This window comes from Saccharopolyspora hirsuta, from assembly GCF_008630535.1.
Classification (GTDB): Bacteria; Actinomycetota; Actinomycetes; order Mycobacteriales; family Pseudonocardiaceae; genus Saccharopolyspora; species Saccharopolyspora hirsuta.
In genome coordinates, this window is sequence record NZ_VWPH01000012.1 from 194,096 (window position 1) to 214,394 (window position 20,299).

The window sequence follows — 20,299 nt, forward strand, 5'->3', positions numbered from 1 at the left end:
GGACACGCAACAACACACCACCGGACTCACCTTGCTCAGCGGCGCGGGTGGCGGAACCTCAGCGCCCGCCTGGCTGTGGGTGCCCAGCCTTATGTATGCCCAATACACGGCGGCTGGGCCGTCCTCGCCAGGCGAACGCTGGGAACCCGCGGCGGCGCAAGCTGCGCAGGTGGGCTAAGCGGCTGACGCCGCTTAAAAACTCGAACGAATCAGACGCCCGTCGTGTAGACCTTCGGGTCGAGCGTGCCGATGTAAGGCAGGTCACGGTAGCGCTCGGCGTAGTCCAGGCCGTAGCCGACCACGAACTCGTTCGGGATGTCGAAGCCGACGTACTTCACCGGCACGTCGACCTGGACCGCGTCCGGCTTGCGCAGCAGCGTGCACACCTCCAGCGAGGCGGGGTTGCGCGAGCTCAGGTTCTTCAGCAGCCAGGACAGCGTCAGCCCGGAGTCGATGATGTCCTCGACGATCAGCACGTGCCGGTTGGCGATGTCGCGGTCCAGGTCCTTCAGGATCCGCACCACGCCGGACGAGGAGGTCGACGAGCCGTACGAGCTGACCGCCATGAACTCCAGCTGGGCGGGCTGCGGCAGGGCCCGCGCGAAGTCGGTCATGAACATCACCGCGCCCTTGAGCACGCCCACCAGCAGCAGGTCCCCGCCGGCCTGGTGGTAGTCCTCGTCGACCTGCTTGGCCAGCTCGGTGACCTTGTCCTTGATCTGCTGCTCGCTGATGAGCACAGAAGCAATGTCGCCGTCGTACACGGCCCGGCTTCCCCTCTTCGTCTGATCGACAGTTCCCCCGGCGCAAGCAACGCCCCGGTCTCGACAACGCGTCGCCCATCAGCCATTCGGCGGCTTGCGACCCGCCGCTTCGACTTGAAGCGTGCCATGCGCGCGACGAAGCACAAAGTCGCCCGGCAACCTCGGCCCGCCCTGCCCGCGCCAGTCCGCGAGCAGCGCGTCGGCCGCCCGCAGGTGCGCGTCGGACAGCTCCGGCACGCCGCGGTCGAGCAGCCACGCCTTGAGCACCCGGCGCCGCACTGCGGCGGGAATCTCCTTCAGCGCCAAGGCATCCAGCCCCTCCCCGACCTCGACCCGACGGCGTTCGGCGGCGGCCACCGCGTCCAGCGCGTCGGCGTCCTCCCGCAGCTGCTGCGCGGTCCGGGCCAACGCCTCGTGAACACCACCTTGCAGGACTTCTTCCATCAGCGGAAGAACTTCTGTGCGCAACCGCACACGGGTGAACCGGGCATCGGCGTTGTGCGGATCCCGCCAGGGATCGAGCCCGAGCTCCCGGCAAGCCGCCTCGGTGGTCTCCCGCCGCACGCCCAGGAACGGCCGCGCCCACGGCGGATCCAGCGGCCGCATCCCCGCGATCGACCGCGCGCCCGAACCCCGCCCCAACCCGAGCAGCACGGATTCGGCCTGGTCGTCGAGGGTGTGCCCGAGCAGCACCAGCGAACCGGGCGGACGGCGCTCGCGCAGCACCCGGTAGCGCGCGCGGCGGGCGGCGGCCTCCGGCCCGCCGGAGCTGCCGACCTGGACCCGGACCACCTCGGCGACGGCCCCGAGCTCGGCGAGCTGCTGGGCGGCGCGCGCGGCGACGTCGGCGGAGCCGACCTGGAGCCCGTGGTCCACCACGAGGCCGTGCAGCGCGACGCCCGCGCGGCGGGCGGCGTGCGAGGCGGCAGCGGCGAGCGCCAGCGAGTCCGCGCCCCCGGAGCACGCGACGACCAGCGGAGCGCCCCGGAACGGCGCGGCCTCGGCGGAGCCGAGCAAGCGCCGGACGGCGCCGCGGACGGCGCTGACGGCGGGAGGCGGCGGCACGCCGCCATTCTCCCGCCCGGCGGCGGGAGGGCGTGCGGCGGAGCCGCGCGGAGCCGATTTCACCCGTCCGGGTGAGTCGTCAGGGGGCGTGAGCGTTTTGCGGCGCTTGTGCACCACAAAGCGCTCACGGGCGTTGACCAGCGTCAACCGTGGATGCGGCGGATCCAGGCGGCGGGGTCGGAGATCTCGGCCCGGGTGGGCAGGTGGTCCGGGGCGGTCCAGACGGCGTTGAAGCCGGTCATGCCCACCTCGTCGACCACGTGGCGGGTGAAGGCCGCGCCCTGGGCGTACTGGCGGATCTTCGCGTCCACGCCCAGCAGGCTGCGCAGGATGCGGTCCAGCAGGCCGCCGCCCTTGCGGCGCTCGGTGAAGCGGCGGCGGATCGTCGCCACGCTCGGCACCACGCGCGGGCCCACCGCGTCCATCACGTGGTCCGCGTGGCCCTCCAGCAGGGTGGAGATCGCGATGATCCGGTCCAGCGCGAGGCGCTGCTGGGGCGTTTGCAGCAGCTCGATCACGCCGAGCATGCCCGGGCTGGAGTCGCCGGAGCGGGCCGCGCGGGCCTCCCGCAGGACCGTCGGCAGCCTGCTCAGCAGCTCACCGGTGGTGCCCTCCATCTCCGCGAGCAGGACGCCCAGGCTCTCGGTGAAGTGCTCGCGCAGCCACGGCACCGCGTTGAACTGCAGGCGGTGCGTGGACTCGTGCAGGCACACCCACATCCAGAAGTCCTCGGCCGGGACGCCGAGGGAGCGCTGCGCAGCGACGATGTTCGGCGCCACCAGCAGCAACCGGCCCCGCTGCCCGGCCACCCCGGACTCGCCGTACGGGTCGAACTGCCCCAGCACCTTGCCGCCGAGGTAGGCGAGCACGAGCCCGGCCTGCACCCCGGCGCTGCGCGCGCTCAACCCGCCGAAGAGGTCGTCGACGCGCTGCATCCGGGCGTCGGCCGACGTGAGCGCCGCGTCGGTCAGGGCGGCCAGGCCGTTCGCGGCGCCGCGCACCCAGGACGGCCGGTCCACCACGTCGCCCGGGATGATCGGCAGGTCCTGGCCGAGCCCGGTCAGGTCGCGGACGTGGCTCTCGGCTTCGACGCTGAACCGCCGCAGCGCGCGGACCGCCTGCTCGGCGTCCTCGCGCGGCACCTCGGGGCCCGGCTTCATCAGCCGGACGGCGGTGGCGACGGCGACGTTCCAGTCCAGCGGCCGGTGCCCCCCGGCCGCGCCCGAACCCGGGGTCGGCAGGGTGGAAGGTCGGGCGTTCACACGACCGACCGTACCCGCTGCCCGGGGCCCTGTCTGCGACCTCTTCCCGCGCGGTGCGTCAGCGGCAGCCGCAGGTGCGCAGCGCTTCGGTCACCGCGTCCAGCGCCTTGCGCCCCTCGTCCGGCGTGCTCGGGCCGTTGGACATCAGGGCGAACACCAGCAGCCTGCCGTCCTCCGTGACGACCGTGCCCGCCAGGCTGTTCACCCCGTCGAGGGTGCCGGTCTTCGCCCGCACCCAGCCGCGGCCGTCGTTGTCGCCGTAGCGGTTCTGCAGGCTGCCGGAACCGCCCGCCACCGGCAGGCCGGACAGCAGGCCCCGCAGCTTCGCCGAGTCCGGGGGCAGCCCGCCCTCCGGGCTGGCCGGGGTGGTCGCGGTGGACAGCAGCTGGGCGAGCAGCTTGGGGGTGGCCTTGTCGTCCACCGACAACCCGCTGCCGTCGGCCATCGAGGTGCCGCTGAGGTCGAAGCCGTGCTTGACGAGCACGTCGTGCACGGCCTTCCACGACCCCGCGAACGACGGCTCCCCGCCGGTGGCGACGGCCACCTCGTGCGCGAGGACCTCGGCGAGCATGTTGTCCGAGTGCAGCATCGCGGTGTCGACCATCTCCTGCACCGTCGGCGACTGCACCTGGCCGAGGACCTCCGCGTTCTGCGGCGCCCTGCCCTCGGAGACCTGCGTCGCGCCGAGACCGGCGGCCAGCCGCTGCGCGGCCTGCATCGCCGGTTGCTCGGTCCGCGGGCTGTAGTCCACCTTCGGGTCGTCCCGGCCGCCGTTGAGCATCACCGGCTCCATCGGCGCCATCATCCCGGCGCGCACGTCCCCCGGCAGCCAGCCCGGCGCGAGGTCGGGTCCGGCGTACCGGCTGGTGTCGACCTGCACCGAGGTCACGTTCCCGCCGGTCGCGGCCCGCACCTGCTGGACCAGGTCGTCGAACCGGGCGGCCCCCGGGTACACCGACTCCTCGCCGGGCGGCAGCGTGGACAGCGTCACGTCCCCGCCGCCGACCAGGACCACGCTGCCCGGCTCGCTGCCGCGCACCACCTTGGTGGTCAGCCGCTGGTCGTGGTCGAGGACGAGCAGCGCCGCGCTCATCGCGAGCAGCTTGCCGGTCGAGGCCGGGACCAGCGGGTGCGCCGAGTCCTGCTCCCACAGCACCTCACCGGTCCGCGCGTCCGTCACGAGCCCGGCGAGGGTGCCCAGCGCGGGGTTGCTCAGCGGACCGGCGAGCGCCGCGTCGAGCCCCGACCTGGTGGGGCGCGGCGCGTCCTGGGCGAGCGGCTTGATCGACGGGTCGAGCCGGACGGGCGGCGGCGGGTCGGCGATCTGCGCCTTCATCACCGCGTCGACCAGCTGCGGGCCGAAGCCGATGCCCGCGCCGAGCAGCACGACGACCACCACCGCGACCGCGATGAGCCCCTTGCGGCTCCGCTTCGGGGGCGCGGCGACCGGGGGCTGGTCGGTGGGCGGGATCTGCTGCGGCTGCGCCCGACCGGCGAAGTCCGCCGGGGGCGGCGGGTCGATGCGCTGGGGCTGCGCCCGGCCGGTGAGCCCGGCGAAGTCCTCGGGTGAGGCGGTGGGTGGCGGGGTCAGCCCCTGCGACGGCTTGGCGTGCGGAGCGGTGAGCCCGGCGAAGTCCCCCGGGGACGCCGCGGGGGCGGTGAGCCCGGCGAAGTCGGCGGCGGAGGCCGGGCGCGGTCCGTCGAAGTCCGGGCGGGCGAACTGCTGGGTCCGCTCGGCCGGTTCCACCGGCGGGACCACCGGGATCCGCTGCGTCGCCGGTCCCTGGTCGGCGGGTTTGCGCAGGTCCGCCAGGTCGGAGAGCTCGATCCGGGTGGTCCGCTCCACCTCCGTCTCGGCGGGCACCTTCGAGATCTGCTGGGTGGCGTCGACCGGCTGCTGCCCGGTCTCGACCCGCGGGATCTCCGGCGCGGTGTCGCCCCGCCCGAGCTCGGCGGCCTCGACCCGGCTGATCTGCTGCGTCTGCTCGACGCCGCCGACCGGCGGCGCGTCGGTGATCGGCCGGAACTGCTGGGTCTGCTCGACAGCGGTCGGCGCCGGAGCGACCGGCTGCTCGGCCGCAGCGGGCGGCGTGACCGGCCCGGTGGAGTCCTCCTCGGCCTCCTGCTCAGCCGCGGTCTCCGGCAGAGCGACAGGTCCGGTCGAATCATCCTCAACGGCTTGCTCAGGCTCAGCTGGTGCCGTGGCGGTCGAGTCCTCCTCAACCGCTTGATCAGCCTCACCCGGTGCAGCCTCGCCCGACCCGGTCGACTCCTCGGAAGCCGCCTGCTCAGTCGCGGCCGGTGCGGCCCCGGCCGATTCGGCCGAGTCCTCCGCAGCCGCCTGATCAGCCTCCGTCGGTGCAGCCCCGGTCGACTTCTCCGCAACCGCCTGCTCAATCTCAGTCGGCGCGGCCCCGGCCGATCCGGCCGAGTCCTCCGCAACCGCCTGATCAGCCTCCGTCGGCGCGGCCCCGGCCGACCCGGCCGAGTCCTCCGCAACCGCCTGATCAGCCTCCGTCGGCGCCGCCTCGGCCGACCCGGTCGACTCCTCGGAAGCCGCCTGATCAGTCGTCGCCGGAGCAACCGGTGCTGCCGCGTTGTCCGGAGTCCCCTGCTCGGCCGGGTCCGTGGCGATCGGCTCGCTCGAACCGGCCTCGACCGCGGACGACCCGACATCGGGGTCTCCCGGCTCGTCGTCGGACGACTTGTCCTCAGCCGACGGCCAGGACACCTCCTGGTCCTCGTCCGCCTCGGGCTTCGTCGACGCCTCCGCAGCTTCAGCCGCGGGCTGCTCCGCCTCGCCCTCGTCAGCTGCCGACTGGTCGTCCGCGCTGGCCTCGGCCTGCTCGTCGCTGCTCTCCGGCTCATCCGCGCCGGAGCTCTCGCTGTCCTCGGAACTCCCGGTGGAGCCCGCGTCTACGTCAGCCGAGGCCCCGTCGCCGGACTCGGTGCTTTCGGCGGAGCTCGCGCTGTCCTGCTCGTCGGACGAGGACTCTTCGCCGCTGGAACCCGCGTCGTCCGGCTGCTCGGCGGGCTCCTCCGGCTCGTCGGACGGGCCCTGCTCGGCGGTCTCGTCGAGGTCGACGGTTCCGGTCACGCGCCCGGAGTTCCCGGTCGCCGCACCTCCCGCAGGAGCGCTGACCTCGGCTTCGGGCTCGTCCGCGCTGCTCCCGGCGTCAGAAGCTTCTCGGCCAGCGCTCGCCTCGGACTCCGCCGGTTCAACGGTGGTGGACTCCTCGGCGCTGCCGGTCCCGTCCTCCTGATCGGCGTCGGCCGCGGGCTGCTCCGGATCATCGGTGCCGGTCGCGGATGCGTCCTCACCAGCTTCAGCCTCGGCGTCGTCGGCCGTCTCGGACTCGGCGGTGGAGTCCTCGTCGTCCTGCTCGGCAGTGGCCGCGTCGTCGTTCTCGGCAGCGGAGCCCGAATCGGCACCGTCCTGCTCGGCGGGCGCTTCCTCCGGCGCGTCCTCGAGGTTGCCCGCGACGCGCTTCGAGGCGCTGGCCTCGGTGCCGCTGCCCGGCTCCTCGCGCTCGACGGTCCCCAGCCGCGCGGTCTCGGCCTCCTCCGGCTCCCGCTCGACGGTCCCCAGGCGGGCCGTCTCCGCCTCCTCGGCGTCGGTGCTCGGGTCGACCAGCGCGCCCGACACGCGCTTCGACGCCGCGGTTGTGCGCTTCGTCTCGGCCGCGTCCGCGGCCTCCGCGGTCGGCTCGGCGTTCTCCGAGGTCACGGCATCGGCATCCGCGGTTCGGTCGGTCTCTGGTGGGGTGGTGTCCGACGCCTCCGGGGCGGGTGCTTCCGCAGGTCGGTCCGGCGGCGGCGCAACGGTGCGGCCTGAGCTCCCGCTGTTCGGCGACGACGCCCGAGCGCCGGTTTCGGCCACCTCACCCCGGTTGTTCTGGGGTTCGGGCACGTGCTCCTCCTCGACGGAACGCCAGCCTGCCAGATTGCGAGCTCCCGCACTGCGGTGGGGCTCGGTGCGCTGCCGTGGTCCACACTAGACGTGGCCGCGCGCCGGAGCGGGCGGCTGCATCCGACGCAAGACGAGTGAGGAACCGCGTGGACTTCGACGTCACGATCGAGATCCCCAAGGGGAACCGGAACAAGTACGAGGTGGACCACGAGACGGGGCGGATCCGCCTCGACCGCACGCTGTTCACCGCCACCCAGTACCCGGCCGACTACGGGTTCATCGAGGACACCCTCGGCGAGGACGGCGACCCGTTGGACGCGCTGGTGCTGGTGCAGGAGCCGACCTTCCCCGGCTGCCTGATCAAGTCCCGCGCCATCGGCATGTTCCGGATGCGGGACGAGAAGGGCGGCGACGACAAGGTCATCTGCGTGCCGTCCGACGACCCGCGGCAGGAGCACCTCCGCGACATCCACCACCTCGCCGAGTTCTACAAGCTGGAGATCCAGCACTTCTTCGAGGTGTACAAGGATCTGGAGCCGGGCAAGAGCGTGGAGGGCGCGACGTGGGTCGGCCGCACGGAGGCCGAAGCGGAGATCAAGCGCTCGTACGAACGGGCCAAGGAGCAGGGTCACTGAACTTCCGCTCCCCGAACGAGCCCTCCCCGCAACCACGCGCGGAGGGCTTTTTCACGCCCTGGTGACCTGGGACTCCGGAGTTGTCCACAGGGTTGGGGACAACCAGGTGGTTCTGTGGACAACTCTGTGGAGCCCGTCAGTCCAGGCGGACGTCGCGGAGGAACCAGGTCAGCGCGAAGGCCACCACCACGACGCAGCCGCCGGTGAAGAACACCGTGCTCATCGCGCTGGCGAAGCCCTCCAGGACCGGGTGCGCCAGCCGGGGGTCCAGGTGGTGCAGGAACGACGTGTCGTTCAGGTCCAGCGGTCGGCCGCTGGACACCGCCTCCAGGAAGGCCCGGTTCGCCGGGTCCGCCCGCACCGCCGGGTCCTGGGCCGCCGCGGCGAAGTCCGGCGTCGACGCCGCCGCGCGCATCGCGTCCGCGATGCGGCCGCCGACCGTGCTGAACAGGATCGACAGGAAGGCCGCCGCGCCCACCGTGCCGCCGGTCTGGCGGAAGAGGTTCACCGACGCCGTCGCCACCCCCAGGTCGCGCGGGGTCGCGTCGGTCTGCACCACCAGGGTCAGGGTCTGCATCAGCATGCCGAGCCCGCCGCCCATCAGCAGCGCCGTCGCGCCCACCTGGACCAGCGAGGTGTCCACCTCGATCAGGCTGAACAGGAACAGCGCGGCGGCCATCAGGGCCGAGCCGGCGATCGGGAACACCTTCAACCGGCCGGTGCGGGCGATCAGCTTGCCCACCAGCCCGCTGGAGATCATGATCCCGGCGGTCATCGGCAGCAGCATCAGGCCCGCCTCGGTCGGGTTCAGGCCCTTGACGATCTGCAGGTACAGCGGCACCGAGCTCAGCCCGCCGAACATCCCGATGCCGACCAGGAAGTTCAGGACGTTGCCCATCCGGAACGACGGCAGCCGGAACATCCGCAGCGGCAGCAGCGCCTCCGCCCCCATCCGGCGCTCGGCGAGCACGAACAGCACCAGGCCCAGCGCCCCGATGCCGAACATGGTCAGCGCGAGCGGCGACAGCCAGCCCCACTCCCGCCCCTGCTCGGCGACGGTCAGCAGCGGCACCAGCAGCACCACCAGCGCCGCCGCGCCCAGGAAGTCGATGCGGTGCTGGACGCGCTCGGTGGCGACCTTGAGCACCTTCGTCACCACGGCCAGCGCGACCAGCCCGACCGGCACGTTCACCAGGAACACCCAGCGCCACCCGTCGACGCCCAGGAAGCTGTCCATCCCGGCGAACATCCCGCCGACCACCGGGCCGATCACGCTCGCACTGCCGAAGGTCGCCATGAAGTAGCCCTGGTAGCGGCTGCGCTGCCGGGGCGGGACCATGTCCGAGATGATCGTCAGCGCCAGCGACATGAGGCCACCGCCGCCGAGCCCCTGGACCGCGCGGAAGGCGGCCAGCTCGTAGATCGAGTTCGCCATGCCGCACAGCAGCGATCCGGCCAGGAACAGCGAGATCGCGGTCAGGTACAGCGGTCTCCGGCCGTAGATGTCGGAGAGCTTGCCGTACAGCGGGGTCGTGATGGTCGCGGCGATCAGGTACGCGGTGGTGACCCACGCCTGCGCGGTCTGGCCGTGCAGCTCGTCGGCGATCACCCGGATCGCGGAGCTGACGATGGTCTGGTCGAGCGCCCCCAGGAACATCCCCAGCAGGAGGCCGGTGAGCACGGTCAGGATCTGGCGGTGGCTGAGCGCGGATCCCGGCGTCCGCGTGGACGGCGCAGCCGTGTCCGACATCTGTTCTCCTCGTTCGAAGCCGGTGCGCGCGTCCGGCTGGGGCGCTGCGGCGCCCGGAATCCCCAGAAATTTGCTTGCAGCACTCAACTAGTGCCCGGGGACCAATATCCACCGCGGACATCGGCGAGGCAACTTCGTTCCCTGTGCGCTGGGCCACTTCAGCGCGGCCTCGGCCATCGGCCCGCAGGTGGGCGGTCGAGCACGCCCGCCAGCGCCCGGGCATCGGGCCGGGCAGCTGCCGGCGCGCGCGTCACAGGAGGATGACGGTGCGCTCGCCGGGTGCGTCCTGGTGGGCCCAGGCCGTTTCGACCTGGTCGAGCGGGAACGGATGCGGGCGCACGGCCATGCCGCCCGCGGCGATCGCGGCGACGAGCTCGGTGAACTCCCGCTGCATGACCTGCATGTCCACCGAGCCGAAGCCGCTGCCCAGGATCCGGAACGCGTTGGAGCGCAGAGCGTGTCCGGACAGGGTGATCGCGTCTCCGCCCATGCCACCGATCTGCACCCAGTCGAGCAGGCGGGTGTGCTGGGTGCGCGCTCCGAGGACGGCACGCATGGCGAGCTCGGTGGGCGCCCCCCACACGTAGTCCAGGACCACGTCGACCTCTGCGGCGACCTCGGCGAGCGCGGCCGCGGTGGCGGCCTCGTCGGGGACGAGCTGAACGACGGCGTCCGCGCCCTGGTCCACGAGTTCGTCGAGGCGGGTGCGGTTGCGCCCGGCGGCGATCACTCGCCCCGCGCCGAGGTGCTTGGCGACCTTGACGGCCATCGAGCCGGCGTTGCCGGTCGCGCCGTGCACCAGGACCGACTGCCCGGCCTGGAACGGGACGCGGGTGCGCAACGCACCCCATGAGGACAGGGCGGGGTTCATGGTGGCGGCCAGGGTTGCGGGATCAGCTCCGTCCGGGACCGGGATGACGGCGGCCGGGTCGATGACGATGCGCTCGGCCAGGGTGCCGGCGCCCATGACCATGACGTAGCCGAGGCGGCCGTCCGCCCGGCGGACGACGGCGTCCGCACCCGCCAGGGCGGGCAGCACCTCGGGACTCGTGTAGTGCTTGCCGGCGGCAATGCCGCGGGTGGCGGGGTGCACTCCGACGGCGAGGACGTCCACCATCTCCTGGCCGGGACCAGCCTCGGGGGCAGGGATGGAGCGGAAGTGCGGCGGCTCGTCGAAGGACTCCACAAGCGCGGCGTTGATCATGGACATGCGCATTTCCCTACCTGGTCGCACACCTTTTAGAAACGGTCTAGTATCTTATGATGGCGAGGGTAAGGCCGCAGGTTAAGATACGCAAGCGGATCTAACCGCACGGCTGAATGCTGCGGAGATGGACCCTGGGGGCAGTGGTGAGCGAGCGGCGCGCGGAGGGCACTCCCACCCGGCGCAGGGGTGCCGCCCTGGAGAACGCGATCACCGATGCCGCCTGGGAGGTGCTCGTCGAGCAGGGCTACAACGGCTTCACCTACGAGGCCATCGCAGTGCGCGCCGGAACCAGCAAACCGGTGCTCTACCGGCGCTGGCCGCAGCGCGAGGACCTCCTCATCGCCACACTCGCCCGGCACTGGCGCCCACTCGACATCCCTGACACCGGCAACCTGCGCCAGGACGCCCTCACCCTCCTGCGCACGGTGAACGCCGAGCGGGCCCGCACGATGATCCTCATGCGCATCCAGCTGGCGGACTACTTCCGCGAGACCGGCACCAACTTCAGCGACCTGCGCAGCCGCCTCCACCCCGCGGACCAGACGTCCCCCTTCGCGACGCTCGTCGACCGCGCCATCGAGCGCGGCGAGCTCGCGGACGTGCCGCGGCCCGAACGCGTGGTGAACCTGCCCTTCGACCTGGTGCGCCACGACATGCTGATGACCATGGGCGCAGTGCCGGACAAGGCGATCGTCGAGATCGTGGACACCGTCTGGCTACCCCTGCTCGGCCTACCACCCCACGGCGGGCGAGCAGGACGCTGAGCCGACGTACCGACACAACTCCCGAGCCCCCGGGACACCACCCCGGGCGCCGAAAGGCGAGGTCTTGGCCAGCAGCGCACCCTCAATCCCCAGCGGGACGAGACCGAGGGGAAACCTCACCGCACCACGACCGAGCAGGTCCGGCGCCGTCACCTCAGCTCCGGAGCCGGTGAGCGCACACGCGCAGCGCGGTCCCGTCAACAACGCTTGTGGTCAATACACCTCGGCACCCGCCCCAGCGTCGTGCCGTCGGCGCGCCGCAGCACCACGACCGGCACGGTCGAAGCGTGCTTGCCGCTGCCCGGCGTGAACCGCTCGCGCGGCGGGCGCTGCTGGTAGAACCAGGCCAGCTCGGTCCGCGCGCGGGCCACCGCCCGACGTCGGCGCAAGTACCTGCGCACCCCGGGAACGGCGAGCGCCAACCCCGCCGCGACCACCACCGCCATCGACCACAACATCGCGCCTCCTCCCGTCGCGGAGGGAATGCGCGAGCGCCGGTTCCATGATGCCGGACGAGGCGGTTCCACCCGTTCAGCCCAGTCCTGGTTCACGCGTTCAGCCCAGTCGGACACCGGGAGTTCGGGGATTTCCGGCAAATCGCCGTTCTGGTCCACAGTGGAGTTCGAGCCGGGGGGCAAGCATGCCGATGGCCCTCGCGGGTTCCGCGAGGGCCATCGGGTGTCCTTGTTCGGGGGCGCTACCGGTGCGACCGCCGCGCTCATCTGTTGGGACTGCGCGGGTTTCGGGGTTTCCCTCGGTCTTCCTGCTTTCCGGTGCGGGTGGGGCGTCCGGTCAGCCGCCCAGCTGGGTGTTGCCGCCGAGGAGGCCGTGGGAGGCCAGGTCGTTGACCTTGTCGCCGACGCCGGGCGGGAGGACCTGGGCGGCCGGGGTCGCCTTGCCGACCGGGAGGGTCTGCGGCAGGCCGCCGGTCAGGTCGCCGACCACGCCGGTCGCACCGTCGGCGGCGCCCAGCAGGTCGCCGGTGCGGCCCAGCGGGGTGCTGTCCACGACGCCGTTGACGGTCTCGCCGACCAGGTCGACGTCCTGCGCGGGCAGCGGCGCGGGCTTGGTCTGCGGGACGCTGGGCTGCATCTGGTTCAGCGACGAGTCCACACCGGGGGGCAGCAGGTCGTTGGTGCCGCTCTTGCCCGCGGGCAGGGTCTGCCCGACCGGGAGGACCTGGCCGACCTGGTCGACCGGGAGGCCGCCGAGCGCGCTCGGGTCGAGGGACTTGCCGCCCGCAGCACCGGTCACCGCACCGAGCAGGTCGCCGGTCGGCAGCCCGCCCGTGAGGCCACCCGCGAGGTCGCCGACCGGGTCGGCGCTGCGGCCGGTGAGCTGCTCCTCCAGCGGGACCACGTCACCGACGGTCTTCTGCGCGGAGTGCAGGGTGGCCGCGGTGTGGTACGCGGTCTGCGCCAGGCCGTTGTCCGTGGGCAGTTCGGCGGGCAGCTGCGGGGTTTCGGCGGCGTTCGCGGTGGTGGCCAGGCCGACGGCACCGGCGCCGCTGACCAGCACAGCGGCCGCGGCCGTAAGGGTGCGCTTCATCGCAATGCTCCTCTCTGCACAGGCCGACTTCCTGTGCCGCGGCGGAGATTACGGAAGGATCACCCTCCACTATTCAGCGATCACATAAGTGGGAAATGCACACGCTCGGTCACTGAATTCCCGGTCCTGCGCCCCACTTTCGAGCGATGCCGTGGGGCCGCGACTACTGACCGGGCGCGTCGATCGATGCCGACGGCAACCGCCGCGCCTGCTCGGCCCGCAGCGCGTCCACCGCATCGGCGAACTCCGCGTACGCCTCGCGCTCGCCGTCGAACCGGCGGTACCGGCCGACCCGCAGCTCCACGGACTCGTACTCCCGCTCCAGCGCGTCCGCGGTCTGCTGCAGCGCCTGCGCGCGGTCCCGGTACTTCGCGTACCCGGCGAAGGCCGCGCACACCGCGACCAGCAGGCTCAGCGCCGCGGCCACCCAGCGAACGTCCACAACGGACATCGCGGTCGCGGTGACGACTGCGGCCACTATCGAGCCGCCCACCACCACCGTCTGCAGGGCGTTGTCCTTCCACCGGTCGCGCCGGGCCTCGCCGCGGTAGCGCTCGACCAGCTCCGGGAGCTGCGCCCGGTAGCGCTTGTGCGCCGCCAGCAGGTCCCCGGTCCCCAGTTCTTCCAGCAGGTGCTCGCGGTAGCCGTGCTCCAGCGCACGCAGTTCTGACTCCACCGCGCGAACCTTAAAGTGCTGCCGGTAGACGAAGTTCGCCGCCACCGCGATCGAGGCGATCGCCAGCACGAACACCACCGCAGCAGGTACCGCGATCCCCCATAACGCCAGCGCGACCGCTCCGAGGACGACCAGCAGCAGGTTGCCCGGCACCGCCCAGAGCAGCAGCAGCCGCTGGACCATCCGGGCTCGGTAGAGCTGCTCGGAGCGCTCGGCGATCCGGCGTTCCCAGTCCGCCGGGCGGTGGTCCCCGGGGAGCACTCCGCCACCGACGATCCCAGCCGTGTCCACTCGCTCCATCACTATCCTTCCAGCGCGTTAGTGCGATCGAAGTAGCTTCCGGAGCACCACGACAATCGGCCAGGAGGGTGATGGTCTGCTCGGCCTTCCGGACCACTTCCGGCTGCGCCGGGTGATCGCCGCTGGGTTCGGCGGTCGATCGCCGCGCGATACTCCGCAGTGATAACAGCGGGTGGCGGCGCGACCGGCTCCGGACCTGCCACTGTGACAGCGCGCGCGGCGGGGTGGTCACCCGGGTCAGCCGACCAGTTCGGCGGACCGCTCCGCGTAGAACTGCACCGGGTCGACCGGTTCCCCGGCGACGTCGATCTGGAAGTGCAGGTGGGGTCCGGTGGATTGGCCGCGGTCGCCCATCGTCGCGATGACCTCCCCCGCCCGCACCGATTGCCCGACCGACACGAATCCGGCGTCGATGTGGCCGTAGGTGGAAATGACGTCGTCCGGGTGCGCGATCCTGATCCACAGGCCGTATCCGCTCGCCGGGCCGAAATCGATGACGACCCCCGCCGAAGCGGCCCGGATCGGGGTGCCCACGTCGTTGGCCACGTCGACGCCGCGGTGCACCTCCCCCCACCGCTCGCCGAAGCCGCTGCTGATCTCGCCGTCGGTCGGCGCAACCCACTCCTCGTCCGGTGCCGGGGCCGGTGCAGGCCGCGGAGCAGCGAACTCGGCGGCGAAGTGGGCCGCGGCGCCGGGTGGCGCGACGGCGGCGGACAGGTCGGCGGCCGCGCACGCGATGCTGGCCGCGAACAGGACGGCGAGACCGCCGAGCGCGGTCCTCTCTCGAATTGCCATCGGATTCCACTCCTCCCGCCATCCGCCGCACCGGGCGGTGGCCGGGCTGAATTGGCGCAGGCGCGCCGAATTCCGTTCGATTCGGCGCGGGGCGGCCCGGGGAGATTCCAGCCGAGGCGCTCCGGGAATGCATTCCGGAATGGCCCGATGGCATGAGCGGCGGCGATTTCCGCGCGCCTCGACCGGACGACTCCGGAAGTCCGCCACAAGAAACCGCGGCGAACACCGAGAGTCCACAGTGGTCGCGATTATCGGTGAACCGGACCGGCGCGGAATCCGAAGACCGTTCCGCTCCTCACGGACGGTGCCGACCCGCCGGACGGCCCCGGATTCACCCCTCCGCTCCGACGGATCTCACCCGATCGAGTTAGAACAGGCCCGCAGCCCCGGCACGCCCCCTCAACCCGACAGTTTTCACTCGACCGGGCGATATCCGGAGGCTCCCGCTACCGCGAGCGATCACGGCGGGTACCGCGCGGGTGATCGCGAACCTAGGGTGGCGGCAGCCGAGCGGATGGAGGTTGCGGTGGGCGAGTCGCGGATCGAGACGGTGGCGGTGCACGGCGGCGAGCGGCGCCCGGGGCCGGACGGCGCCGTGGTGTTCCCGATCTACCAGAGCACGGTCTACTCGGTACCGCCCGGCACCGCCTACCACGACCTCAGCTACATCCGGCTGAACTCCACCCCGTCCCAGGCCTACCTGCACGACAAGCTGGCCGCGCTGGAGGGCACCGAAGCCGCGCTGGCCACCGCGTCGGGCATGGCGGCCATCACGACGGCGCTGCACAGCGTGCTGCGCACCGGTGACCACCTGCTGGTCGGCAACTGCCTCTACGGCGGCACGCACGACTTCCTGACCGAGCACGCGGCCGATTTCGGTTGGGACGTCACGTTCATCGACCCGCAGCGCCCGGAGACCTGGGCGGCCCGGCCCAACACCCGGGCGATCCTGGTGGAGAGCATCGCGAATCCGCTGATGCGGGTCGGGAAGCTGCGCGAGGTGGCCGAGTTCGCGCGGCGCAACGGGCTGGTCAGCCTGATCGACAACACCTTCGCCACGCCGGTGAACTTCCGCCCGGCCGAGATCGGCTTCGACCTGGTCCTGCACAGCGCGACGAAGTACCTCAACGGCCACTCCGACATCGTCGCGGGCGCGATCACCGGCCGCGCCGAGCACGTGGAGCGCGCCCGGACCACCGCGAACCACTTCGGCGGCAGCCTGGACCCGCACGCCGGATTCCTGCTGGCGCGCGGGCTGAAGACGCTGGCGCTGCGCGTCGGGGCGCAGAACGCGAGCGCCTCGGCACTGGCCGAATTCCTCGCCGCACGACCGGAAATCCGCGAGGTGAACTACCCCGGCCTGGCCTCGCACCCGGACCACGCGCACGCCGCCGAGCTGTTCAGCGGCTTCGGCGGCATGCTCAGCGTGCGGCTCGCAGGCGGCGAGGCGGCGGCCCGAGCGCTGATCGACGCACTGGAAATCCCTTACGACGCACCGAGTCTCGGCGGCGTGGAGTCGCTCATCACGCGCCCGGCCGCGACCTCGCACGCGGGCATGAGCCGCGAAGCACGCGAGGCCCTCGGCATCACCGACGACCTGGTGCGCATCAGCGTCGGCATCGAGCACACCGAGGACCTGATCGCGGACTTCACCCGGGCGCTGTCCCGAATCTGACCGCCGGTTCCGCGCGAAACCGTCACGGCTCGACGAACTGCACGTCCAGCTGGATCTTGACCACGTCGCCGAGCAGGGCCTCAGCGGGGCCGAACCCGATGCCGAAGTCGCTGCGCCGGATCTGCCCGGTGGCCTCGAACCCGGCGTGCCGACTGCCGTCGAAGACGTCCTGGACCCCGCCGAACTCCACGGCGAAGCTGATCGGCCGGGTCACCTCGCCGATGGTGAGCTCGCCGTCCAGGCTCCAGTCCTCGCCCCCGCCGCTGATCTCGGTGGAGCGGAAGGACAGGGTCGGGCGCTTCTCGACGTCGAGCAGGTCGGGGGCGAGCACGTGCGCGTCGCGGTCGGCGTTGCCGGTGTCGATGGAGGCGAGCTCGACCTTCGCGGTGATCGCGCTGTCCGCCAGCGTCTCGCCGACCACGAGCTCGGCGTCGAACGCGGTGAACCGGCCGCGCACCTTCGACACCCCGAGGTGCCGGATGGCGAACCCGACCGAGGAGTGCAGCGGGTCGAGCGCCCAGCGGCCTGCGATGAGCGGGAGTGCATTGGTCTGACTGGTCATGCCGACAACCCTGCTGGCCGCGTCCGCCGGTGGGGAGGCCGCGCGGAGACTGGCCCTCCCAGGGCCACCCTGAGCGCGGCGGCCGGGATTAGATTCGGGGCGTGCGCGAGAACGAGTTCGGCGACTTCCTGCGGGCCCGCCGCGAAGCCCTGCAGCCCGCGGATGTGGGCCTGCCCACCGGGTCGCGGCGGCGCACGCCCGGACTGCGGTGCTCCGAGCTCGCCACCCTGGCCGGGATCAGCGTCGAGTACCTGACCCGGCTGGAGCAGGGCCGCGACCGCCACCCGTCGGCGGAAGTGGTGTCCGCCCTGGTGGGGGCGCTGCGGCTGTCATCGGCCGACCGCGAGCAGCTGTGGGTGATCCTCGGCCACAACAAGCCGACCGCGCTGTGCCCGAGCGTGGCCGAACCCCCGGTGCAGCAGGTGCGGGCGGGGGTGCGCGCGGTCCTCGACCGGCTCGAGCCGACCCCGGCGCTGGTGGTCAACCGGATCGGCGACGTGCTCGCCCACACCGCCGGTTACCTGCGGCTCGCGGGCCCGCTCGGTGTCCTGGACGGGGATCCCCCGAACCTGCCGCGCTACCTGTTCACCGACCCCCGCGCCCGCGAGGCGCACCCGGATTGGGAGCTCCTCGCGGACGCGCAGGCGAATCACCTCAAGCTCGGCTCCCACGAGCAGGACCCGCACTCCGCGCAGCTCGTCGCGGAGCTGTCCGCGGTGGGCCCCGAGTTCACCGACCGGTTCCGCAGGTCGCCCACCCCGGCGCTGCGCTCGGGTTCCGAGCGGTGGGTGCACCCGGAGGTCGGCGAGCTGCGGCTGGACTTCGAGATCATGGACGTGGCCGGGCTCGACTCCCAGCGCCTGATCGTCTACGTACCGGGCGACGAATCCACGTCCCGCGCGCTCGACCGGCTCAACGGCCGCCACCCCGGCGCCCTGCGCGCCGTCTGACCTCGGCACCCCGTTCTGCCTGGTGAGCAAGGCCCTTGACGCCTTGCGCCGGGGCATCGGCGCTCAGGCCGGGCGTACCGAGACCTCCAGCACCCCGGGAACGGCGTCGAACACCTGCCGAACGCAGTCGGCGAGGCCGTCGCGGGTGTGCGGGTCCGCCTGCAACCACAGCTCCAGCGCGCGGTGGAACGCGGCGATCGCGACCGGATGGGCGGCGCGCACGTCACCGCCTCCACCGGGAACCCGGCCGCGCACGGCGACGGCCTGCGCGCCCTCGGTGCGCACCGCGTCGTCTCGGATCCGTCCGAATCGGACGAGGTGGACGGCGTGCTCGACATGGTCGGCGGCGCGCAGCTGGTCGCGGCGCACGACCGCCTCGCCGTGGGCGGCACGCTGGTCGCGATCGGGCACTCGGCGGGCGAGGCCGAGCACTTCCCGTACGGCGCGATGTTCGGCGACTTCGGCAGGCACGACCGCTCGGTGACGTCCTGGAGATCGCGTAAGCGCCCCAGCACGCGTTCCCGCAGGTTGTGGTCAGGTCAGGGCCCGTGAGTGGTTTCTGTTGCTATAACCCCGCAAACCACTCACGGGCCTGACGCAGGAGAACGCGCCCCGGAGCTCTTACACCGAAAGCAGCCGGTGGCGACCCGTGTACTCCTCCTCTTCTTCCGGCGGCCAGGCGATGGGTTCCGGCGGCTGGTGGGGTGGCGATTCGGGTTTTCGGGCTTCAGCGGCTATCGCGTCGACGAGTTGCCACACCATCACCGCTCCCGGGCCGGCATGCGCGTGCTGGCCGTTTCCGCTGCGCAGCGGCAGCAAGGCGACGATCGCGACCAGGACCGCGATCGCGATGAGCGCGACCAGCGAACTGGTCGGCGCTTGCACCAGGGCGAAAACCGGTGTCATCACTGCGCACCTGCCTCGCTCGCGGCCTCCGCTGCGTCGCGGCGGCGTCGGGCCTCGTCCCAGCACGGCCCGCAGGTCGGGGCGAGCCAGTCGAGGTCGGTCGGCTTGAGGACGGTCACCGTCGTGCCGCACAGGGTTTCCCGCTCCTGCCCGGGATACGGCGGCTCCGTCGGCAACAACCCGTGCCGCACACCGTCAACCGGCCGCCAGTACGCGACCAAACCCGCTGGCTGGAACATGTCGTGCATCGCATCTCCTGACTGCCGAAGGGAAAGCGGTGGCCCCGGCCGTCGGGGAGGGGGCAAACACCGGAGCCACCGCCAGACGGTGACCGACCGTGCTGCTATCGTCACCGACAGCAGCAACGCTAGAAGCTCCTGGGATATTTATCTAGCGCAATCAATCTGAAGAGTGATCGACACAGGGAGATCAGACATGGCGCCAAGCTCCCCGACCGTCGCCAACTGGGCACTCGGCCTGCGGCTGCGCGAGAAGCGGGAGGACGTCGGCCTCACCGGTGGTGAGGCCGCGAAGCAGATCGGCATCGCAGGCGCCTACCTGTCCGAGGTCGAGCACGGCAAGAAGAACCTGGCAGCGGACCGACTCGACGCCCTGATCAAGGTCTACGGCTTCACCGACGAAGAAGCAGAAGAACTCCGCCGATTCCGCGAACAAGCAACAGAACGCGGCTGGTGGACCAAGTACTCGACACTCTTCGCCAACCCGGACCTGATCCGGCTCTTTGGCCTGGAGTACGGCGCCGAGCGCATCCACTCCTATGCCTGCAACATCGTCGCGGGAATGCTCCAGACCGAGGAGTACGCGAGGGCGATCATCGAGTCCGGCAGCCCCAACCTGCGCCTTGCCGAGACCGACAGGCGACTGCGCTGCCGCTTGTTCAGGCAGCGCCGCCTGACAGATGACGACCCCGTGCGGTTCTACGCGATCATGAGCGAAGCAGTGATCCGGCAGCAGATCGGCGGAACCCACGTTCTGAAAGGGCAGCTCGAGCACCTGGCGACGCTCATCGATGAGCGCCCCGAAACGATCGAGGTGCGAATCGTCCCGTTCGAAGCTGCTGCATATGACGCGTTGGGCGGCTCAGCCTTCTTCCTGCTGGGGTTCCCCGACGAAGAACTGCCGAGCGTCCTCTGGCAAGAATCGATCACGTCCACCCTGCTCACCTCAGACGCAACCACGATCCGCGAGTACTCCATCGCACTCGCTGGCGCGACGTCGGCCTCACTCAGCCGAGAAGAATCGTTCGAGCTGATCAGGAAGGCTTCCAGCAACCTGTGAGCGCGGCCTACTGTTGGAACATGAGCATTTTCCGCACATCTAGCTGCTTATCCGACGCACGCTGGCGGAAGTCGAGCCGCAGTGCCGATAACGCCCACTGCGTCGAGGTCGCGGTGACGACCGATGCGGTCGGCGTGCGCGACACCAAAAACCGCAACGGCGGCACACTCATCTTCACCCCCGAGCAGTGGGCCTCGTTCACCAGTCACCTCCTGCAGAAGTAACGGTCCA

The 20,299-nt window shown here is 71.7% G+C and carries 21 protein-coding genes; 7 read left to right on the forward strand and 14 right to left on the reverse strand.

Features of this window, described 5'->3' with window-relative positions:
- Positions 1–209: 209 nt before the first annotated feature.
- From hpt to dacB, 4 genes are all read right to left on the reverse strand, one after another.
- Entirely contained in the window at positions 210–764 is a 555-nt protein-coding gene (gene hpt, locus F1721_RS25245) for a hypoxanthine phosphoribosyltransferase (protein WP_150069259.1), read from the reverse strand.
- Between the two features lie 78 nt (positions 765–842).
- A complete protein-coding gene (gene tilS / locus F1721_RS25250; protein ID WP_150069260.1) occupies positions 843–1,829 on the reverse strand; it encodes a tRNA lysidine(34) synthetase TilS in 987 nt (328 codons plus the stop codon).
- A gap of 143 nt (positions 1,830–1,972) precedes the next feature.
- Positions 1,973–3,091 carry a zinc-dependent metalloprotease gene (locus F1721_RS25255; RefSeq protein ID WP_150069261.1) on the reverse strand — a complete coding sequence of 373 codons (1,119 nt, stop codon included), beginning with the start codon at positions 3,089–3,091 and terminating at the stop codon, positions 1,973–1,975.
- A 58-nt stretch (positions 3,092–3,149) separates the two neighbouring features.
- Positions 3,150–6,818, reverse strand: coding sequence for a D-alanyl-D-alanine carboxypeptidase/D-alanyl-D-alanine endopeptidase (dacB, locus tag F1721_RS25260; RefSeq protein ID WP_150069262.1), 3,669 nt, complete (start codon positions 6,816–6,818; stop codon positions 3,150–3,152).
- A 329-nt stretch (positions 6,819–7,147) separates the two neighbouring features.
- On the opposite strand from dacB, the gene F1721_RS25265 reads away from it, so the two are divergent.
- Positions 7,148–7,636, forward strand: a complete 489-nt coding sequence (locus F1721_RS25265) for an inorganic diphosphatase (RefSeq protein WP_150069263.1) — start codon at positions 7,148–7,150, stop codon at positions 7,634–7,636.
- Between the two features lie 136 nt (positions 7,637–7,772).
- On the opposite strand, the gene F1721_RS25270 is transcribed toward F1721_RS25265, so the two are convergent.
- Positions 7,773–9,386 (reverse strand): MDR family MFS transporter, encoded by a 1,614-nt coding sequence (locus F1721_RS25270; RefSeq protein WP_150069264.1) that lies wholly within the window; start codon positions 9,384–9,386, stop codon positions 7,773–7,775.
- 250 nt (positions 9,387–9,636) lie between these two features.
- Entirely contained in the window at positions 9,637–10,596 is a 960-nt protein-coding gene (locus F1721_RS25275) for a quinone oxidoreductase family protein (protein WP_150069265.1), read from the reverse strand.
- A 140-nt stretch (positions 10,597–10,736) separates the two neighbouring features.
- Between F1721_RS25275 and F1721_RS25280 the strand changes: the two genes are divergently transcribed.
- On the forward strand, positions 10,737–11,357 hold the full coding sequence (locus F1721_RS25280) for a TetR/AcrR family transcriptional regulator (protein ID WP_246155299.1): 621 nt from the start codon (positions 10,737–10,739) through the stop codon (positions 11,355–11,357).
- 197 nt (positions 11,358–11,554) lie between these two features.
- Here F1721_RS25280 and F1721_RS25285 read toward each other — a convergent pair whose 3' ends face one another.
- The 4 genes from F1721_RS25285 to F1721_RS25300 form a co-directional block, all read right to left on the reverse strand.
- Positions 11,555–11,815: a hypothetical protein gene (locus F1721_RS25285; RefSeq protein WP_150069267.1), complete on the reverse strand. Its 261-nt coding sequence runs from the start codon at positions 11,813–11,815 to the stop codon at positions 11,555–11,557.
- A gap of 334 nt (positions 11,816–12,149) precedes the next feature.
- Complete coding sequence (locus tag F1721_RS34850) at positions 12,150–12,905, reverse strand: hypothetical protein (RefSeq protein ID WP_195141848.1); 756 nt, start codon at positions 12,903–12,905, stop codon at positions 12,150–12,152.
- 163 nt (positions 12,906–13,068) lie between these two features.
- On the reverse strand, positions 13,069–13,881 hold the full coding sequence (locus F1721_RS25295) for a DUF4231 domain-containing protein (RefSeq protein WP_150069268.1): 813 nt from the start codon (positions 13,879–13,881) through the stop codon (positions 13,069–13,071).
- Positions 13,882–14,118: 237 nt separating this feature from the next.
- Positions 14,119–14,676 (reverse strand): M23 family metallopeptidase, encoded by a 558-nt coding sequence (locus F1721_RS25300; RefSeq protein WP_150069269.1) that lies wholly within the window; start codon positions 14,674–14,676, stop codon positions 14,119–14,121.
- 526 nt (positions 14,677–15,202) lie between these two features.
- On the opposite strand from F1721_RS25300, the gene F1721_RS25305 reads away from it, so the two are divergent.
- Positions 15,203–16,351, forward strand: a complete 1,149-nt coding sequence (locus F1721_RS25305; protein WP_211840614.1) for a trans-sulfuration enzyme family protein — start codon at positions 15,203–15,205, stop codon at positions 16,349–16,351.
- Between the two features lie 22 nt (positions 16,352–16,373).
- Here the strand turns inward: F1721_RS25305 and F1721_RS25310 are convergent, their stop codons facing one another.
- Positions 16,374–16,913 carry a YceI family protein gene (locus F1721_RS25310; protein ID WP_150069271.1) on the reverse strand — a complete coding sequence of 180 codons (540 nt, stop codon included), beginning with the start codon at positions 16,911–16,913 and terminating at the stop codon, positions 16,374–16,376.
- A 101-nt stretch (positions 16,914–17,014) separates the two neighbouring features.
- Here F1721_RS25310 and F1721_RS25315 point away from each other — a divergent pair, with 101 nt between their 5' ends.
- Positions 17,015–17,863 (forward strand): helix-turn-helix transcriptional regulator, encoded by an 849-nt coding sequence (locus F1721_RS25315; protein ID WP_150069272.1) that lies wholly within the window; start codon positions 17,015–17,017, stop codon positions 17,861–17,863.
- 63 nt (positions 17,864–17,926) lie between these two features.
- Here the strand turns inward: F1721_RS25315 and F1721_RS34545 are convergent, their stop codons facing one another.
- Entirely contained in the window at positions 17,927–18,085 is a 159-nt protein-coding gene (locus F1721_RS34545) for a hypothetical protein (protein ID WP_170301597.1), read from the reverse strand.
- On the opposite strand from F1721_RS34545, the gene F1721_RS25320 reads away from it, so the two are divergent.
- Positions 18,071–18,415, forward strand: a complete 345-nt coding sequence (locus tag F1721_RS25320) for an MDR/zinc-dependent alcohol dehydrogenase-like family protein (RefSeq protein ID WP_150069273.1) — start codon at positions 18,071–18,073, stop codon at positions 18,413–18,415. The two genes, F1721_RS34545 and F1721_RS25320, sit on opposite strands and share 15 nt — an antisense overlap.
- A 69-nt stretch (positions 18,416–18,484) precedes the next feature.
- Here the strand turns inward: F1721_RS25320 and F1721_RS25325 are convergent, their stop codons facing one another.
- Complete coding sequence (locus F1721_RS25325) at positions 18,485–18,769, reverse strand: hypothetical protein (protein ID WP_150069274.1); 285 nt, start codon at positions 18,767–18,769, stop codon at positions 18,485–18,487.
- Complete coding sequence (locus F1721_RS25330) at positions 18,769–19,017, reverse strand: HC3 family zinc finger protein (protein ID WP_211840615.1); 249 nt, start codon at positions 19,015–19,017, stop codon at positions 18,769–18,771. Before F1721_RS25330 ends, F1721_RS25325 begins: the two co-directional genes overlap by 1 nt.
- Positions 19,018–19,204: 187 nt before the next feature.
- On the opposite strand from F1721_RS25330, the gene F1721_RS25335 reads away from it, so the two are divergent.
- Together F1721_RS25335 and F1721_RS25340 are read left to right on the forward strand one after the other, a co-directional pair.
- Entirely contained in the window at positions 19,205–20,068 is an 864-nt protein-coding gene (locus tag F1721_RS25335) for a helix-turn-helix domain-containing protein (protein WP_150069275.1), read from the forward strand.
- 20 nt (positions 20,069–20,088) lie between these two features.
- Positions 20,089–20,292, forward strand: coding sequence for a DUF397 domain-containing protein (locus F1721_RS25340; protein WP_150069276.1), 204 nt, complete (start codon positions 20,089–20,091; stop codon positions 20,290–20,292).
- Positions 20,293–20,299 lie beyond the last annotated feature (7 nt).

Bases quoted from the DNA above. Each gene is read 5' to 3' on its own strand.
- F1721_RS25270 (WP_150069264.1), bottom strand. From the start codon at position 9,386: ATGTCGGACACGGCTGCGCCGTCCACGCGGACGCCGGGATCCGCGCTC.
- F1721_RS25275 (WP_150069265.1), bottom strand. From the start codon at position 10,596: ATGTCCATGATCAACGCCGCGCTTGTGGAGTCCTTCGACGAGCCGCCG.
- F1721_RS25285 (WP_150069267.1), bottom strand. From the start codon at position 11,815: ATGTTGTGGTCGATGGCGGTGGTGGTCGCGGCGGGGTTGGCGCTCGCC.
- F1721_RS34850 (WP_195141848.1), bottom strand. From the start codon at position 12,905: ATGAAGCGCACCCTTACGGCCGCGGCCGCTGTGCTGGTCAGCGGCGCC.
- F1721_RS25295 (WP_150069268.1), bottom strand. From the start codon at position 13,881: ATGGAGCGAGTGGACACGGCTGGGATCGTCGGTGGCGGAGTGCTCCCC.
- F1721_RS25300 (WP_150069269.1), bottom strand. From the start codon at position 14,676: ATGGCAATTCGAGAGAGGACCGCGCTCGGCGGTCTCGCCGTCCTGTTC.
- F1721_RS25310 (WP_150069271.1), bottom strand. From the start codon at position 16,913: ATGACCAGTCAGACCAATGCACTCCCGCTCATCGCAGGCCGCTGGGCG.
- F1721_RS25320 (WP_150069273.1), top strand. From the start codon at position 18,071: ATGGGCGGCGCGCACGTCACCGCCTCCACCGGGAACCCGGCCGCGCAC.
- F1721_RS25325 (WP_150069274.1), bottom strand. From the start codon at position 18,769: ATGACACCGGTTTTCGCCCTGGTGCAAGCGCCGACCAGTTCGCTGGTC.
- F1721_RS25330 (WP_211840615.1), bottom strand. From the start codon at position 19,017: ATGCACGACATGTTCCAGCCAGCGGGTTTGGTCGCGTACTGGCGGCCG.
- F1721_RS25335 (WP_150069275.1), top strand. From the start codon at position 19,205: ATGGCGCCAAGCTCCCCGACCGTCGCCAACTGGGCACTCGGCCTGCGG.
- F1721_RS25340 (WP_150069276.1), top strand. From the start codon at position 20,089: ATGAGCATTTTCCGCACATCTAGCTGCTTATCCGACGCACGCTGGCGG.